The sequence below is a fragment of the Streptomyces sp. TAA204 genome (assembly GCF_000424965.1).
Genome location: NZ_AUKW01000002.1, coordinates 557,070 through 573,153, shown reverse-complemented (window position 1 = coordinate 573,153; position 16,084 = coordinate 557,070). Strand labels below are relative to the sequence as shown.

Below are 16,084 nucleotides of genomic sequence, written 5' to 3'. Positions count from 1 at the left end.
GCGCTCGCCCCTCCGGCCGCCGCTGTGCGGCCAGTTGAGTGTCCCGGTCAGCGAGGGGCGGGCGAGTCGCCCCCGTTGGGTCCGTCGTGGATCTCCGGTGCGGCTGCCGCCATCGGCCCGTGAGGCTGCTGCCCGGGCGGCTCGCCCGGCTTCCCACCAGGCTTCCCGCCCGGCCGCCCCTTGCCCCGCAGCCGGTCCATCTCCCGCCATTCCGGCCGCAGTCCGGTCAGGTTCGTCGTGAGGAAGTAGGCCGCCCCGCCGGCCAGCAGTACGGGCACGAGGCCGAAGGAGGCCACCGCCACACCGGCGAGCAGCCCGCCGAGGGGGATGCCCGCCCAGGCCAGCGAGTCGCCCAGGGCGTTGACGCGGCCCAGCAGCCGGCGCGGGACGCGTTCGAACGCGATGGCTCCCAGGATGGGGTTGAGGAAGCCCGCGCCGAACCCGCCGACGGCGAAGACCGCCAGTACGGCCCAGAGTTCCGCGTCGGCGGCGAGAACCAGGAACCTCGGTGCGCCGGCGAGCAGGAAGCCGGCGAAGAACACCAGCCGGCGCCGCATACGGTGGGCCACCGCCGCCGCGATCAGACTCCCGGCGACCGCCGCCACTCCCATGGCGCTGCTGCTCAGGCCGATCGCGGCCGGGCCGTTGCCCGATTCCTTCGCCCAGACCGGGAGAAGCACCGTGGCGAACGCCGCGTCCAGCAGGTTGGTGACGCCCAGCATGACGATGATGGTCAGCAGCAGCGGCTCGCGACGCAGGAACTGGAAGCCCTCCCTGAAGCGCCGCCAGTAGCCGGGCTCGTCCCGGCCGCCGGCGGCCGGACCCTGCTCGGGCGCGTGCCTCATGTCGCGCGGCAGCACCAGTACGACGATGACCGAACCCAGCGCGAAACAGACCGCGTTGGTCAGCAGCGCCGTCAGCGGGCCGAGGAGCGCGACGACCGAACCGCCGAGGGCCGGGCCGACGGTGGAGGCGAGCCGTTCCGTCACTCCGGACAGGCCGGTGGCCCGCTCCAGCGGTATCCGGCCCCGCTCGGCAGCCTCCGGGACCATCACCTCCTTCGCCAGGTCCCCCGGTCCGCGGGCCGCGCCGATCACCGCGACCAGCACCAGCAGCAGCGGGAAGGAGAGCAGATCCAGCGACTGGAGCAGCGGGACCGCGGCGACGGCCGCCGCGCTGACGACGTCGGTGATCCAGGAGACGGTGCGTGACCCGATCCGGTCCACCATCGGTCCGGTGAGCGCCTTGACCAGGACGTAGGGTGCCATCTCGCAGAAGGCGACCAGCCCTGTCTGGGCGGCACTTCCGGTGGTGACGAGCACGAACCAGGGGAGCGCGATGACCGATATCCGGGTGCCGGTCAGCGACACCGCCATGGCCGCGAGCACCCCGGCCAGGGGCCGCAGACTCCGCTTCCGGGCGGCCGGTCCGCCCTCTGCGGGAGCCGTCTTCGTCATGTCGCACGCCTTCGCTCGTCATGGCCGGGGGAGGACGCCGGCCGTCGTCACCGGGAAGCATCGTGGCAGGCCCTTGCGCCACCCGTCCCGGCGGTGTCCCGTCCGCACGCGGACGTGCGCCGTGCCGGAGGGTTCGCCGCGTCGCCGCGACGGTCGGGACGCGCGGAGGAACGGGCCGGGGCCTGGTGTGCGGACTGTTGTCAGTGGCGCCGCCTACCGTGACCGTCCATGACCAGTCTGAGCTTCGAGGGCCACTGCGACGGGATCGTCACGCAGACGGACCTGCTGTGTTCGCACATCGAAGGGGCGGATCTCACTCTCCCCGTGCCCTCCTGCCCCGGGTGGAACACCGGCCAGTTGCTGCGCCATCTCGGCGGCGGGCACCGCTGGGCCGAGGAGACCGTACGGACGCGGGCGGCGCATCCCCCGCCGGACGGGCACTTCCGTGACCTGTCGCCCTACGCCCGCGAGGACCCCGGCGTGCTCGGCCCGTGGCTGGCCGAAGGCGCGGCGCGGCTGGCGGGCACGCTGCGGGAGGCAGGCCCGGACGCGCGGATGTGGGCCCCCGTCCCGGGAGGCGGCGCGGCGTTCTTCGCCCGGCGTTTCGCGCACGAGACGGCCGTCCACCGTGCCGACGCGGCGCTGGCTCTCGGTGCGGAGTTCACCCTCGACCAGGACGTCGCCGTCGACGCGCTCGACGAGTGGATGGAACTCGGCTCGCTGCCGATGATGTTCGACGTCCATCCCCAGCGGCGCGAACTCCTCGGCCCCGGGCGCACGCTCCACTTCCACGCCACAGACGCTCCGCCCGAGGCGGCGGCGGAATGGGTCGTCGACCTCACCGGCGACGCCCTCGCCTGGCGCCGTGCGCACGAGAAGGCGGCCGTCGCCGTACGGGCCCCGCTCACGGCCCTGCTGCTGATCGTCTACGGCCGGCAGCCGCCGCGCCACGAGGGCGTCGAGGTCGTCGGTGACGGGGAGCTGCTCGACTTCTGGCTCGGACGCGTCGGCTTCGGGTGACCGGACGCGCACGCGCGGCACGCCCCGCGCTGTCCGTGCGGCAGAGGGGGGAAGCGGGGGCGGCCGGAAGAAGCGCGGGCGAGCCGCGTCCGTATGCCGGGTGTCACGGGGCAGGGTGGTCCCATGGACTTCCGTGATCCGCCGCCGGGCGCGGCCTGGCGGCACTGCGATGCCCGTTCCGGCTTCGAGGTCGCCTACTTCAGCAGCCTCAACGACGGCTGGCTGATCGACGGTTGCACGACGGCATACGAGGAGGGCCGGACCTGGATCGTCGAGTACATGGTCGAACTCGACCGCACCTGGACCACTCGCCTCGCACGCATCTCCGGCCGGACAGCCGCCGGTCAGCGCACCATCTCGCTCACCGCCGACCGGGACGGGCACTGGCAGATCGACGGCCGGCCCGCGCCGCATCTCAACGGGTGCCGCGACGTGGACCTGGAGTCGTCCGCGGTGACCAACACCTTCCCCGTGCACCGGCTGCGGCTGCCGCCCGGTGTCCGTGCCGACGTCCCGGCGGCCTACGTCCGCGCGGCCGACCTAACCGTCGAACGCCTCGACCAGACCTACGAACGCGCAGGTGACGAGGCGGGGCGTCAGCGCTTCGACTACGCCGCCCCCGCCTTCGACTTCGGCTGCCGCCTCGGATACGACGAGTACGGCCTCGTCGTCGACTATCCGGGAATCGCCACCCGCGTCACATGAGGTGGGTTCGCCTGATGCACGCCCGACCGGCCGGCGAACAGCCGCCCGACGAGGCGGGGTTCAGCGGTCGTCGCGGGCGGCGCGGGTGACGAACGCCCTCCACGCGGCGGGGGAGAGGCCGAGCTGCGGCCCCTGGAGGTGCTTGGAGTCCCGTACGTGGACGGTTCCGGGCCGGACGGCCACCTCGACGCAGCTGTCACCCTGGGAGCCGCTGTAGCTGCTCTTGAACCAGTTCAACTTGCCGGTGCTACCGGTGCTCATAGCGTTCCTCGCATTCGCCTCAGCAGACTCACGGAGTCCTCGGGGGTGAGGGCCTGTGAGCGCATCCTGGCATACCGCTGCGTCAGCACACTCAAGTCAGCTGCTCCCGGCAGGAGATGGCCGGTCTGCTGCCCTTCGGTGTATCCCAGCCACTGATGGTCGGCGGTCTCCAGGAGCTGCATCGGCCCGTCGAGTCCGGCGTGGTCGGACTGGCGCAGCGGCATCAACTGCACCTCCACGTTCCACAGCGCGGCGGCCTCCAGCATCTGGTCGATGAGCGGGCCGGTGACCCCGGTGCCTCCTGTGTGCCGCTCCAGCAGAGCCTGCTCGACGATGAAGCTGAACGCGATCGGCGGGTCCCGGCGCAGGAGTTCCTGCCGCTCCAGGCGGGCGGCGACCCGCTGGTCGACCTCCGCCGCCGCGGGAGGCGGCGGCACGCTCAGCGTCACCGCCCGCGCGTACGCCTCCGTCTGCAACAGCCCCGGGACGACGCGGCATTCGTACGTGCACAGACTCAGCGCCTCCTCCTCCAGGCTCGCCCACTCCCGGAACCACGAGGCCAGCCCCGGCCGCCGCACCGCGTGCTTCGCCGCGCCCCTCAACGCCCCGAACCCGTCGAGGACTTCCTCGGCGCACTCTACGAAGTCACGGGTCGGCAGCCGCCGTCCCTGCTCGACGGAGGCGACGGTCTGGTGCGAGTAGCGCAGCCGCTCGGCCAGCTCCTCCTGCGTCAGACGCGCCCGTTTGCGGAACGCCTTGAGCACCGCCCCGAACGCCTTGAGACTGTCCGAACCGTCCGACTCGTCCCTCCTCTTCGGCGCCGTGCCCGCCTCACTGCCGCTCCCCGCCATCTCCGGCCACCTCCGGTGCTCCCCGACCGCTCCGACTCAGTGACACCATGTTCACGTTGGGTGACCCCGCGGGTCCATCGCAGGCACCCGTACACCGCTGCCTGTACGGGTGGGCGAACTGGTCGCACTTTCCCGGGCGAACGGCGAACGGCGAACGGCGGCCGGCCACCCGGCGGAAAGCGTGCCGGCGAGTCTCGTCGACTGATCGCTGGATCCAGTGCGATATCAGGCAATGTTCGCCCTGTCGGCATCCCGCCCGGGCCAGGGCGAAATCTGCGTGATACGTTCCTGCCGCCGTGCGCTGCTGCGAACTTGAGGAGGTGAGACCGATCAACGCTTTGACAGGTCGGGCCTCCCTCTCCCGCATGGCCCAGGGAGTGCCCGCAGAGGCATCCCCGAAAGGCCTGAATCGCTATGCGCTTCATCTCTGAGACGTCGTCCGACGGCGTCCGCGAACAGCTCTTCACCCTCGGCGAGATTCCCGGCGTTCTGTGGACGCCGGAAGGTGCCCTCGACACCCGTCCCCTTGTCCTGATGGGGCACGGTGGCGGTCAGCACAAGAAGGCCCCTGGCATTCTGGCCCGTGCACGCCGTTTTGTGGCCGAGTGCGGTTTCGCAGCCGTGGCGGTCGACGTGCCTGCCCATGGCGACCGGCCGAAGGTTGAGGAGTTCGACCGGATCGTGGCCGAGAACCAGGCTCGTATCGAGGCCGGTGAGGAACTGGCTCCGCTGATTGCCGGTTTCCAGGCGCTCGTGGCCCGCCAGACCGTCCCGGAATGGCAGGCGGTCCTGGACGCGGTCCAGCAGCTTGAGTGTGTCGGTGCCGGTCCGGTGGGCTACTGGGGGGTCTCGCTGGGTTGCGGACTCGGTGTTCCGTTCGTCGCTGCCGAACCCCGGGTCCGCGCGGCGGTACTGGGTCTGGGCGGGGCACTGGCATCGGCCGAGGACGCCGCGAGGATCACCGTCCCGGTGGAGTTCCTGGTGCAGTGGGACGACGAGCGGGTGCCGCGAGTCCAGTGCCTGGCTCTGTTCGATGCCTTGGCCTCGGCCGAGAAGACGCTGCATGCCAACCCCGGCAAGCACGGGGAGACCCCGGCATTCGAGCTGGACAGCACGCTCAGATTCTTCACCCGGCACCTCGGCTGATCCCGCGCCGTTTGCGGTCCGCGACGCGCCGGTCAAGTCCCGTTCCTGACCGGCGCGTTCACGGAGACTGGGCGGCACGGTCGGCAGAGTTCAGGTCCGACAGATCGACTGCGCGGCCGCCTGACGCGGCACCGGCGCGCACCCCCGTCCGTTCACAGCACCGAACGCGCGCCGGGCAGTTGGCGGACCAGGGCCGCGGCGGTCCAGCTGAGCGCCATGCTGAGCGGGAGTGCGATGGCGAACTTCGCGCCCGGCGCCGCGTCGAGTCCTTCCAGAGCTGCCACCACACCGACGATGACCGGTCCGTGCAGGATGTACACGGACAGGGCGTTGGCGGACAGAAACCGTGACACCGGGCCGGTGACGTCGACGAACCGCTGGAAGGCCCGCAGCAGGATGAGGCTCGCCCCGGTGGCGAACAACGCGTCCCACAGCGCGAAAACGAGATGAGCGACGTCGGTGGGCGGCGGTGGGGATGCGCTGATCACTTCGTATCCGCCCAGTGCCATGGGTATCAGCGACACGGCCAGCAGCGCCCCGCCGAGCAGTCCGGTGCGCGGACGCAGACGGGCGAGCCAGCCGTAGCGGTACGCGCAGATGCCCAGCACGAACAGGGCGACGTACTGCGGCAGGTAGAAAAGGCTCGGCAGCTCCAGAACCTCCTCGCCGTACGGCACGACCATGCGCCACAGCCAGCTGACGCACCCGAGGCCGATGGAGAACGCCACCACGTGCACGGCTCCCGGCCCTGCGGAGGCGGGGCGCTCGTCGGCGGTGTGCGGCCGGTCGGGGGAGTCCGTGGGACGGACTCTGCCGACGCCTGCGTACACGAGCGCGAAGACGAGCAGCACCGCGAGGAACCAGGCGATGCCGGGGTCGAGTTCGGTGAGATAAGCACGCCAGTACGGCGGCCGGTCGGCGGCCGGGATGTCCAGGTAGACCGGCAGCGTGAACAGCGGCCGCAGCAGCACGAAGGAGATCAGGAACGGGATACCCAGCCGCCACATGCGGTCGACGGCGAAACGCGTCGGTCCCTTGCGGTCCAGGGACCGCGGGCTGACGTATCCCGACAGCAGGAAGAACAAGCCCATGAAGAACGTCTGGTTCAGCATGGCCAGCAGGTCCAGCATCCCCGTGAATCCGTCCGGCTGCGGCTGCTGTGGTCCGTTCGGCCATCCTCCGATGCCGCCGTAGGCGAACGCCACGTGGTGGATGACGACGACGAACGTCAGGTACACGCGGAGGTTGTCGACGAAGTGGACTCGTGTACACGCGGGCGCGGCGACCGGGGTGACGACGTTCATCGGGTGCCCTCGGCCCGGGTCGCGAAATAGAAGAAGTCGATCACTTCCGTGATGTAGGCGGCCGTGTCGAGTTCCGGATGTGCGAGCAGTTCGTACACGAACCCGTCGATGACGCGGCGCACCGAGATCGCCACCACGCGGGTGTCGAAGGAACGGAACTCGCCTGCGTCCTGGCCCTGTTGGCAGATCGACTCAAGGGGTGCCAGCAGCCGTTCGGCCCAGGCCGCGTCGAAGATGCGACGTCCGTCGCTGTCGCGGTGGCTGCGGATGATCTCCACCACTGCCTGAAGTTCGTGAGGGTGACCGGCGATGTAGGCCAGGTTGCTCTGCAGGTAGGTCCGCAGCAGGACCCAGGCGCCCGCGTCGTCGTCCAGGTGATCGAACCACTCGCGGTATGCGTAGAGCTCGCCGCGGGCGAAGACTTCGCGCACGACCTCCTCGATCAGCTCCGCCTTGCCCGCAAAGTGGTACGAGACGACACCCTTGCTCACGCCGGCCTGTTCGGCGATCCGGCTCAGCGAGGCGCCGCCGTAGCCCAGCTCGCAGACGACCGCGACGGCGCACTCGATGAGCTGTGCCCGGCGCGCGTTCTCGGTGAAGGTACGGTGCCGCGTCGCCTGACTCTCCTGACCGGAAAGCTTGGGATCTGACCGCATGGTCAGATCATAGACCGACCGGGTAATCGTTGACCATCCCGCCGGGCGGGAGACCGGGCAGCCCGCCCCCGTGGCACACAAGACTGGGCGGCACACAGGACTGGCGGCACACAGGACTGAGGGACTGCCGCACGGACCGGTGACACCGTCACCTGTGCGTGCAGCAGTCCCTCAGGGTCGGTCGGACCGCCGCTCCGGCCTGGCTCAGAGCAGTTCGTACGCCGGCAGCGTCAGGAACTCCTCGTACTTCTCGTCCAGCGCCACCCGCAGCAGCAGGTCGTGGGCCCGCTGCCACTCGCCCCGGGCGAAGTCCTCCGCGCCCAACTCCTCGCGCAGCGCGGCCAGATCCTCCTCCGCCACGCGGCGGACCAACTCCGGTGTGACGCGCTGCTCGCCCTGCGGGGTGTCGCTGAGCACGACCCCCGCGTTGACCCACTGCCAGATCTGCGAGCGGGAGATCTCGGCCGTGGCCGCGTCCTCCATCAGCCCGAAGATGGCCACCGCGCCCATGCCGCGCAGCCACGCCTCGATGTAACGGGTGCCGACCTGGACGGCGTTGCGCAGCCCCGCGTACGTCGGCTTCGCATCGGTCTTCTCCACGGCGAGGAGGTCGGCGCCGGCCACGTCCACGTCCTCGCGCAGCCGCTCCTTCTGGTTCGGACGGTCGCCCAGGACCGCGTCGAAGGACTCCTGCGCGACGGGCACGAGGTCGGGGTGGGCGACCCAGGAGCCGTCGAAGCCGTCGGCCGCCTCACGGTCCTTGTCGGCCCGAACCTTGGCCAGGGCCTGCTCGTTGGCCTCGGGGTCGCGCCGGTTGGGGATGAAGGCGGCCATGCCGCCGATGGCGTGGGCGCCGCGCTTGTGGCACGTGCGCACGAGCAGTTCGGTGTACGCCCGCATGAACGGGGCTGTCATCGTCACGGCGTTGCGGTCCGGAAGGACGAACTTGGCGCCGCAGTCCCGGAAGTTCTTCACGATGGAGAAGAGGTAGTCCCAGCGTCCCGCGTTCAGCCCGGAGGCGTGGTCGCGCAGTTCGTAGAGGATCTCCTCCATCTCGTAGGCGGCGGTGATCGTCTCGATCAGGACCGTGGCACGGACCGTGCCCTGCGGGATGCCGAGCTGCTCCTGCGCGAAAACGAAGATCTCGTTCCACAGCCGGGCTTCGAGGTGCGACTCCGTCTTGGGCAGGTAGAAGTACGGGCCCTTGTCCTGGTCGGCCAGGCGCCGGGCGTTGTGGAAGAAGTAGAGGCCGAAGTCGACGAGTGCGCCGGGGACCGCTTCGCCGTCGACCCGCAGGTGGCGCTCGTCCAGGTGCCAGCCGCGCGGACGCATGACGACGGCGGGCAACTCCTCGGCGGGGCGCAGCGCGTAGGACTTGCCGGAGTTCTCGTCGGTGAAGTCGATGCGCCGCTCGTAGGCGGCGATCAGGTTGAGCTGTCCGCCGATGACGTTCTCCCACGTGGGAGCGGAGGCGTCCTCGAAGTCCGCGAGCCAGACCTTGGCGCCTGAGTTGAAGGCGTTGATCGTCATCTTGCGGTCGGTGGGGCCGGTGATCTCCACCCGGCGGTCCTCCAGGGCCGGCGGGCAGGGGGCCACCTGCCAGTCGCCCTCACGGATGTGCGCGGTGTTGGGGATGAAGTCCAGCGTCGCGGTGCGGGCCGTCTCGGCGCGGCGGTCGGCGCGCTGGACGAGGAGTTCGTTGCGGCTCGGCGTGAAGCGGCGGTGCAGCGCGGCCAGGAAGTCCAGCGCCTCGTGGGTCAGCACCTCCTCCTGACGCTCCACGGCTGGTGCGCCGACGATCTCGACCGGGGAGGGCAGTGAGGCGGGCATGACGGGTCACTCTCCTTCGTGGCGGCGGCAGACGGGCCGGCCGGCGGTCCGTGCTGCCCCGGATCGCGTGCGTACGGCACGGGGTGCCGCACGCCGGGTGCGGCTCGTTGAAGCGTTAGCGGACACCTGATGTGAAACGCAAACCCTTCTGAACAGTGGAGACTAGTTTCCTCATGGTGGAACAATCAAGGGTCTGTTGATGTCGAGACATCTCTCACTCGTCCGACGGGGCCCGGTGACGACCCTGGGTGCCAGTGCGGGACGCCAGGGGACCGGCCCGGCCGGGGCCGTTGCGCTTCGCACTCAGGTGTTCCGCACTTCCGTGTTCCGCGTGGCCGGGAGGTGAAACGCGCCGCGTGCCGGGCGCGTTGGCCGTACCGCCGTGTCCGCGACGGTGCCAGGGTGGTCGAGTGGCGGCGAGACGAGCGCTCGCTCGCCCGGCCCCCTGACCGGCCGGCTCGACCCGCACCACCGGCAGGCACTCGCCGCGTCACTGCCCGCACTCCGCGAAACGCCCGGCTCACCGCCCGACGACCCGACAGGCCGACGACACCGCTTCCTCGACCACCAAGGAACCACGCCATGACCACACCTCACGCCTTCCCCCTGGAGCCCACTCCGATCCACGTGTCCGACAAGGTCCTCGATGACCTGCGCACCCGTCTCGCACTGACCCGTCCGCCGCTGGACGAAGGGAATGGGGACTGGTCCTACGGCGTCCCGGACACCTGCCTGCGCGAGCTGGTCGCCCACTGGCGCGACGGCTACGACTGGCGCAAGGCCGAGGCCGCCATCAACGCCTACGAGCACTACGAGGTGAGCGTCGCCGGTGTCCCGGTGCACTTCATGGGCAGGCCCGGCCGCGGCCCCCGCCCGATCCCGTTGATCCTCACCCACGGCTGGCCGTGGACGTTCTGGCACTGGTCGAAGGTGATCGACCCGCTCGCGGACCCGGCCTCGTTCGGCGGTGACCCCGCCGACGCGTTCGACGTCATCGTGCCGTCACTGCCCGGCTTCGGTTTCCCCGGGCCGCTCACCGGCTTTCCGGACGTCAACTTCTGGAAGGTCTCCGACCTCTGGCACACCCTGATGACCGAGACCCTCGGATACGAGAAGTACGCCGCGGGGGGCTGCGACATCGGCGGGATCGTCTCCAGCCAGCTCGGCCACAAGTACGCCGACGAGCTGTACGGCATCCACATCGGCTCCGGGCTCCCACTCGACTTCTTCACCGGTCCCCGCGCCTGGGACTTCGCCCGGAACCGTCCCCTCACCGACGACCAGCCCGCCGACGTCCGCGCCCGCATCATCGAGATGGACCACCGCTCGGCCTCCCACCTCGCCGTGCACATGCTCGACGGCGCCACCCTGGCCCACGGTCTGAGCGACTCACCCGCCGGACTGCTCGCCTGGCTGCTGGAGCGCTGGAACGCCTGGAGCGACAACGGCGGCGACGTCGAGTCCGTCTTCACCAAGGACGACCTGCTCACCCACGCCACGATCTACTGGGTGAACAACTCCATCGCCACGTCGATGCGTTACTACGCCAACGCCAACCGCCACCCGTGGACCCCCGTCCACGACCGCACCCCGGTGGTGCAGGCCCCGGTCGGCCTCACCTTCGTCACGTACGAGAACCCGCCCGGCATCCACTCGGCCGCCGAGCGCGTCCGGGCGTTCAAGACCGGGCCGCAGGCCGACTGGTTCAACCACGTCAACGTCAACGCCCACGAGCGCGGCGGCCACTTCATCCCCTGGGAGAACCCCGACGCCTGGGTGAGCGACCTGCGCCGCACCTTCCGCGGCCGCAGGCCCTGAACGGGCGTGAACGGCCCGGAACGGCCCTCAACCGCCCTGCGGGCCAGTGCGGCGACGGGCGTGGGCCGACAACCGGTCAGGAGCCGGGCTCCGCGAGGCGTTCCAGGTCCGCGGCGGTGTCGATGTCCGAGGGGTCCGCGACGTCGGCGCACTCGACCAGTTCGACGCCGCCCGCGGGTGTGCGCCGCAGATAGCCGCGCGCTCCTTGGTCGCCCTTCGCGCTCGCGGCGACCTCGGCCCAGTGCTCCGCCCCGAACAGCACCGGGTGCCCGCGCCGGCCCCCGTAGGACGCGGCCGCGAGGGAGGCGGGGGAGCGGCAGACCGCGCGCAGGCGTCCCATCGCCTCCGCGCCGATGCCGGGCTGGTCGACGAGCGAGACCAGCGCGGCGTCCACGCCCGTGTCCGCCAGCGAGGCGAGGCCGAGCCGCAGGGACGAGCCCATACCGGTCTCCCAGTCCGGATTGTCGAGCAGCACGCAGCCGGGGAGTGCGGCCCGCGCCCGTACTTCGTCGGCCGCCGCGCCGAGCACCACGTGCACGGGCGCACAGCCCGCCGTGCGCAGCGCAGCCGCCGCGTGCTCCACCAACACCCCGCCGCGCAGCGGGAGCAGGGCCTTCGGCCGCCCGCCGAGGCGGCGCCCGCCGCCCGCCGCCAGCAGCAGCCCGGCGACCTGCGGGGTGCCGCTGTCCGGTCCCGTCATGGTTCTTCTCTCCTCGTGTGCGCCTCCTCACGGCGCGGATGCGCTCCGGTCCGAAGCCCGCTGCCGTCGCGCCCTGCATACCGCACGATTGCGCACGAGACGCGCAAGGCGGCGCGAAAATGTCGGTTCACGCCCCGAATTTCGCCCTCCGTGTGGCGCGATGAGCGGAGAGTGGCGTTTACTGTGCCAAGCCGCTCGCAATGGTCTTGGGGAGAGAGGCGAACGGCACCATCATCTCTGTGGGGGAGAACTGTGGTGCGAAGCGACGCTTTGGGGCAGGGCACGGCCACGGCCACGGACAGCGCGGACGACCCGCGTGTCGACGGGCTGGGGAAGGCCGTGGCGCGACTCCGTGCCGAACTGGACGGATATCCGGTGCAGTTGTGTGACAGGGATGCCGCCGTGGAGGGGCTCGACGCGCTCGACGTCCAACTCGCCGCGGGTGCGCCCGCGGTCGGGGTGATACGCCAGGCGCTGCTGCTGATCGTGGCAGCGGTCGGGTCGGTCAGCGCGCTCTCCGCAGCGCTCACGGATCTGCGGAAGGCCATCGAACTCTTCGGCGAACCGGCGGAGTTCCGGCAGATCAACTAGGCGGAGCCCGGGCGGTCCCGGCAGGCCCGTGCCGGCTGAGTCCTCCGTCGCCGAGCCGTCAGTGCTGTCCGGGCACCCCGCCGGTGCCTGTGCCCGTGCCGGCGGTCGAGCTGGCCAGTGCCCTGGAGAGCTGCTCCGCGACCTCCTGCAACAGCGGGACGAACTTGTCCGTGGCCGCCTCCGTGACCCGGCCGGCGGGCCCGGAGATGGAGATCGCCGCCGCCGTCGGCGAGTCCGGCACCGCCACGGCGATGCAGCGCACGCCGACCTCCTGCTCGTTGTCGTCCATCGCGTAGCCCGCAGCCCGGACGTGCTCCAACGCCTCCAGGAACCCCTCGGGCGTGGTGATCGTCCGCTCCGTGGCCGCGGGCATGCCCGTCCGGGCGAGAACGGCGCGCACCTCGTCCGGCGGTGTGTGCGCGAGCAGTACCTTGCCGACGCCCGTCGAGTGGGGCAGGACGCGACGGCCGACCTCGGTGAACATCCGCATCGAGTGCCGTGAGGGCACCTGTGCGACGTAGACCACCTCGTCCCCGTCGAGCAGCGCCATGTTGGCGGTCTCGCCCGTCTCCTCGACCAGCCGTGTCAGATGGGGACGGGCCCAGGTGCCCAGCAGCCGGGAGGAGCTCTCGCCGAGCCGGATGAGCCGCGGGCCCAGTGCGTAGCGGCGGTTGGGGTGCTGGCGAACGTAACCGCAGGAGACGAGGGTGCGCATCAGCCGGTGGATGGTGGGCAGCGGCAGTCCGCTGCTGCCGGACAGCTCGCTCAGCCCGACCTCGCCGCCGGCGTCAGCCATCCGCTCCAGCAGGTCGAAGGCGCGCTCCAGGGACTGGACGCCGCCGGAGGGCGCGGAAGCGGACGCGGCGGCGGGTGGTGCGTGTGATGCGGGGGTGGCGGCGGAGTCTCGCTCGGCGGACGGCGGCACGTCGCGTTCCTTTCCTGCGGATGAGGCGCATGCTACCGGCAAGGATCTTCGGGACCGGTCCGGCCGGAGACCGGCAGCAGAAGACGCCCGATTCTGCATGGCGGAATCGTACTTCCATTGAGTGGAATCCGCCATGCGGTGAGTCTTGACGCCGCACGGATCTGCCCAGAAGATCTTAATCAACAGAATGTTGAAGAGAAAGGGTGCCCGGTGCCGGACGCACAGCTCGTACTGCGCTCGACGCGTGTCGTCACACCCGAGGGTACGCGCGCCGCGTCGGTGAGTGCCGCGGACGGCCGCATCACCGCCGTGGAGCCGCACGACGCGCACGTCCCCCACGGAGCGCGGCTCGTGGACGCGGGGGACGACGTCGTGCTCCCGGGCCTGGTCGACACCCACGTGCACGTCAACGACCCGGGCCGCACCGAGTGGGAGGGCTTCCGCACCGCGACGCGCGCCGCGGCGGCCGGCGGCATCACCACGCTCCTGGACATGCCGCTCAACTCCCTGCCGCCCACCACCACGGTCGCCCACCTGCGCACCAAGCAGGACGTCGCACGCGGCGGCGCGCACATCGACACCGGCTTCTGGGGAGGGGCCGTCCCCGGCAACGTCCCGGACCTGCGTCCACTGCACGAGGCGGGGGTGTTCGGCTTCAAGTGTTTCCTGTCGCCCTCGGGTGTCGAGGAGTTCCCCGAACTCGACCGGCCCCGGCTCGCCGCCGCGCTCACGGAGATCGCGGGATTCGACGGGCTGCTGATCGTGCACGCCGAGGACCCCGCGCATCTCGACGCGGCTCCGGGCAAGGGCGGACGGGCCTACGCCGACTTCCTCGCGTCCCGCCCGCGCGCCGCCGAGAACGACGCCGTCTCCCATCTCATCGCACTGGCGGCCGAGTTGGACGCGCGCGTGCATGTGCTGCATCTCTCCTCCGGCGACGCGCTGCCGATCATCGCGCGGGCCAGGCGGGACGGCGTGCGGCTGACCGTCGAGACCTGCCCGCACTTCCTCACTCTCTGCGCGGAGGAAGTCCCCGACGGCGCGACCGAGTTCAAGTGCTGCCCGCCCATCCGTGAGCGGGCCAACCAGGACGCGCTGTGGCAGGGCCTGGCGGACGGCGTCATCGACTGCGTCGTCTCCGACCACTCGCCCTGCACCGCAGAGTTGAAGGACGGTGACTTCGGAACCGCCTGGGGCGGCATCTCCTCGCTCCAGCTCGGTCTGCCCGTCGTGTGGAGCGAGGCACGCAGGCGGGGGCACACCCTGGACGACGTCGCCCGGTGGATGTCCTCCGGTCCGGCCGCCCTGGCCGGACTGGACGGGCGCAAGGGCGCCGTCGCTCCCGGACACGACGCGGACTTCGCCGTCCTCGACCCCGATGCCTCCTTCACCGTCGACCCGGCACGGCTGCACCACCGCAACCCCGTCACCGCCTACGCGGGACGAACCCTGCACGGCGTCGTACGCGCCACGTGGCTGCGCGGCGAACTCGTCGCCGAGGACGGCCGCCCCGGCCGGCGCACCGGACAACTGATCGAGAGGGCCACCGCATGACAGCCACCCAGCCCGCAGCGTCCGGTTCCCTCCCGGGAGCCGCCCCCGGCTCCAAGCGCGGCTCCGAGCCCCGCATCGGCCCCGGTCTCCCGGCGCCCTTCACCGGGGCCGCGAGCCCGTACGCGGGCGGCGACCCCTACGCCGACTACCGCACCGCCGACTTCCCCTTCACCCACCTCACCGATCTCGCCGACCGCCGTCTCGGCGCCTCGGTCGTCGCCGCGAACGACGAGTTCTTCGCCGAGCGGGAGAACCTGATCGAGCCCGGGCCCGCCGTCTTCGACCCCGAACGCTTCGGCCACAAGGGCAAGATCATGGACGGCTGGGAGACGAGGCGCCGCCGAGGCGCCGAAGCCGCGCACCCCCACCCCGGCGACGGTGACCACGACTGGGCGCTGGTGCGGCTCGGAGCTCCGGGAGTGCTGCACGGAGTCGTGGTCGACACCGCCCACTTCCGCGGCAACCACCCGCGCGCGGTCTCCGTCGAGGCGGCGTCCGTGGAGGGTGCTCCCTCGCCGGAGGAACTCCTCGCGGACGGCGTCGAGTGGACGACACTCGTCGCGAGGACGGACATCGGGGGCCACGCGGCCAACGGCTTCGCCGTCACCGCGCGGAAGCGCTTCACCCATCTGCGCGTCAACCAGCATCCGGACGGCGGCATCGCGCGGCTGCGCGCCTACGGTCAAGTCGTCCCCGACCCGGCGTGGTTGAGTGCCCTGGGCAGCTTCGACCTGGTGGCCATGGAGAACGGCGGCACCGTGCTGGACGCCTCCGACCGCTTCTACTCCCCGCCCGCGAACACCATCCGGCCCGGGCGCTCGCGGCAGATGGACGAGGGCTGGGAGACCAGACGCCGGCGCGACACCGGCAACGACTGGATCACCTACGCCCTCGCGGCACAGGCGCACATCCGCACCGTGGAGATCGACACCGGCTTCCTGAAGGGCAACGCGGCCGGCTGGGCCGCGCTGTGGGGCAGGGACGGCGAACACGGCGAGTGGCGGGAGCTGTTGCCCCGCACCCGGCTCCAGCCGGACACGGTGCACCGCTTCGTGCTGGGCGACACGGCGGCAGCGGCCACGCACGTACGTCTCGACATCTTCCCCGACGGGGGTGTCGCACGGCTGCGGCTGCACGGTTCGCCCACCGCCGAGGGCAGCCGTGAACTGGCCGAACGGCACCGCCGGCTGAGCGCCGGAGAGTGAACGGCGGGGAAAAATCAGTGAGTTGGCGTTGACATGTCATCTACGCGCGTCAGCATGGAAC

At 71.2% G+C, this 16,084-nt stretch carries 15 protein-coding genes; 7 read left to right on the top strand and 8 right to left on the bottom strand.

Going from position 1 to position 16,084, the window contains the following annotated elements; all coding sequences use genetic code 11:
- Positions 1–47: 47 nt before the first annotated feature.
- Entirely contained in the window at positions 48–1,457 is a 1,410-nt protein-coding gene (locus H343_RS28980) for an MFS transporter (protein ID WP_078505018.1), read from the bottom strand.
- A 228-nt stretch (positions 1,458–1,685) separates the two neighbouring features.
- Between H343_RS28980 and H343_RS0105300 the strand changes: the two genes are divergently transcribed.
- Both H343_RS0105300 and H343_RS0105295 read left to right on the top strand, forming a co-directional pair.
- A complete protein-coding gene (locus H343_RS0105300; protein ID WP_028430296.1) occupies positions 1,686–2,477 on the top strand; it encodes a maleylpyruvate isomerase family mycothiol-dependent enzyme in 792 nt (263 codons plus the stop codon).
- A gap of 123 nt (positions 2,478–2,600) precedes the next feature.
- Positions 2,601–3,182, top strand: a complete 582-nt coding sequence (locus H343_RS0105295; RefSeq protein WP_028430295.1) for a putative glycolipid-binding domain-containing protein — start codon at positions 2,601–2,603, stop codon at positions 3,180–3,182.
- A gap of 60 nt (positions 3,183–3,242) precedes the next feature.
- Here H343_RS0105295 and H343_RS0105290 read toward each other — a convergent pair whose 3' ends face one another.
- Together H343_RS0105290 and H343_RS0105285 are read right to left on the bottom strand one after the other, a co-directional pair.
- Positions 3,243–3,443, bottom strand: a complete 201-nt coding sequence (locus H343_RS0105290) for a DUF397 domain-containing protein (RefSeq protein WP_028430294.1) — start codon at positions 3,441–3,443, stop codon at positions 3,243–3,245.
- Positions 3,440–4,294 carry a Scr1 family TA system antitoxin-like transcriptional regulator gene (locus tag H343_RS0105285; protein ID WP_028430293.1) on the bottom strand — a complete coding sequence of 285 codons (855 nt, stop codon included), beginning with the start codon at positions 4,292–4,294 and terminating at the stop codon, positions 3,440–3,442. Before H343_RS0105285 ends, H343_RS0105290 begins: the two co-directional genes overlap by 4 nt.
- A 414-nt stretch (positions 4,295–4,708) precedes the next feature.
- On the opposite strand from H343_RS0105285, the gene H343_RS0105280 reads away from it, so the two are divergent.
- Positions 4,709–5,440 carry an alpha/beta hydrolase gene (locus tag H343_RS0105280; protein WP_028430292.1) on the top strand — a complete coding sequence of 244 codons (732 nt, stop codon included), beginning with the start codon at positions 4,709–4,711 and terminating at the stop codon, positions 5,438–5,440.
- Positions 5,441–5,592: 152 nt separating this feature from the next.
- Here H343_RS0105280 and H343_RS0105275 read toward each other — a convergent pair whose 3' ends face one another.
- From H343_RS0105275 to aceB, 3 genes are all read right to left on the bottom strand, one after another.
- Positions 5,593–6,744 (bottom strand): acyltransferase family protein, encoded by a 1,152-nt coding sequence (locus tag H343_RS0105275; protein WP_028430291.1) that lies wholly within the window; start codon positions 6,742–6,744, stop codon positions 5,593–5,595.
- Positions 6,741–7,400, bottom strand: coding sequence for a TetR family transcriptional regulator (locus H343_RS0105270; protein ID WP_028430290.1), 660 nt, complete (start codon positions 7,398–7,400; stop codon positions 6,741–6,743). Before H343_RS0105270 ends, H343_RS0105275 begins: the two co-directional genes overlap by 4 nt.
- Before the next feature lie 204 nt (positions 7,401–7,604).
- Complete coding sequence (gene aceB / locus H343_RS0105265; protein WP_028430289.1) at positions 7,605–9,230, bottom strand: malate synthase A; 1,626 nt, start codon at positions 9,228–9,230, stop codon at positions 7,605–7,607.
- Positions 9,231–9,812: 582 nt separating this feature from the next.
- Between aceB and H343_RS0105260 the strand changes: the two genes are divergently transcribed.
- The gene (locus H343_RS0105260) at positions 9,813–11,048 is read left to right on the top strand and encodes an epoxide hydrolase (protein WP_028430288.1); all 1,236 of its coding nucleotides are present in this window, start codon (positions 9,813–9,815) and stop codon (positions 11,046–11,048) included.
- Positions 11,049–11,124: 76 nt separating this feature from the next.
- Here the strand turns inward: H343_RS0105260 and H343_RS0105255 are convergent, their stop codons facing one another.
- Positions 11,125–11,748, bottom strand: a complete 624-nt coding sequence (locus H343_RS0105255; RefSeq protein WP_028430287.1) for a nucleotidyltransferase family protein — start codon at positions 11,746–11,748, stop codon at positions 11,125–11,127.
- A 255-nt stretch (positions 11,749–12,003) separates the two neighbouring features.
- Here H343_RS0105255 and H343_RS0105250 point away from each other — a divergent pair, with 255 nt between their 5' ends.
- Positions 12,004–12,339 (top strand): DUF5955 family protein, encoded by a 336-nt coding sequence (locus tag H343_RS0105250; protein ID WP_199778872.1) that lies wholly within the window; start codon positions 12,004–12,006, stop codon positions 12,337–12,339.
- A gap of 58 nt (positions 12,340–12,397) precedes the next feature.
- On the opposite strand, the gene H343_RS28975 is transcribed toward H343_RS0105250, so the two are convergent.
- A complete protein-coding gene (locus H343_RS28975; RefSeq protein WP_051264595.1) occupies positions 12,398–13,264 on the bottom strand; it encodes an IclR family transcriptional regulator in 867 nt (288 codons plus the stop codon).
- Positions 13,265–13,474: 210 nt separating this feature from the next.
- On the opposite strand from H343_RS28975, the gene allB reads away from it, so the two are divergent.
- Complete coding sequence (gene allB, locus H343_RS0105240) at positions 13,475–14,818, top strand: allantoinase AllB (protein WP_028430285.1); 1,344 nt, start codon at positions 13,475–13,477, stop codon at positions 14,816–14,818.
- Positions 14,815–16,023 carry an allantoicase gene (alc, locus tag H343_RS0105235; protein ID WP_078505016.1) on the top strand — a complete coding sequence of 403 codons (1,209 nt, stop codon included), beginning with the start codon at positions 14,815–14,817 and terminating at the stop codon, positions 16,021–16,023. The genes allB and alc overlap by 4 nt, the downstream gene beginning before the upstream one ends.
- Positions 16,024–16,084 lie beyond the last annotated feature (61 nt).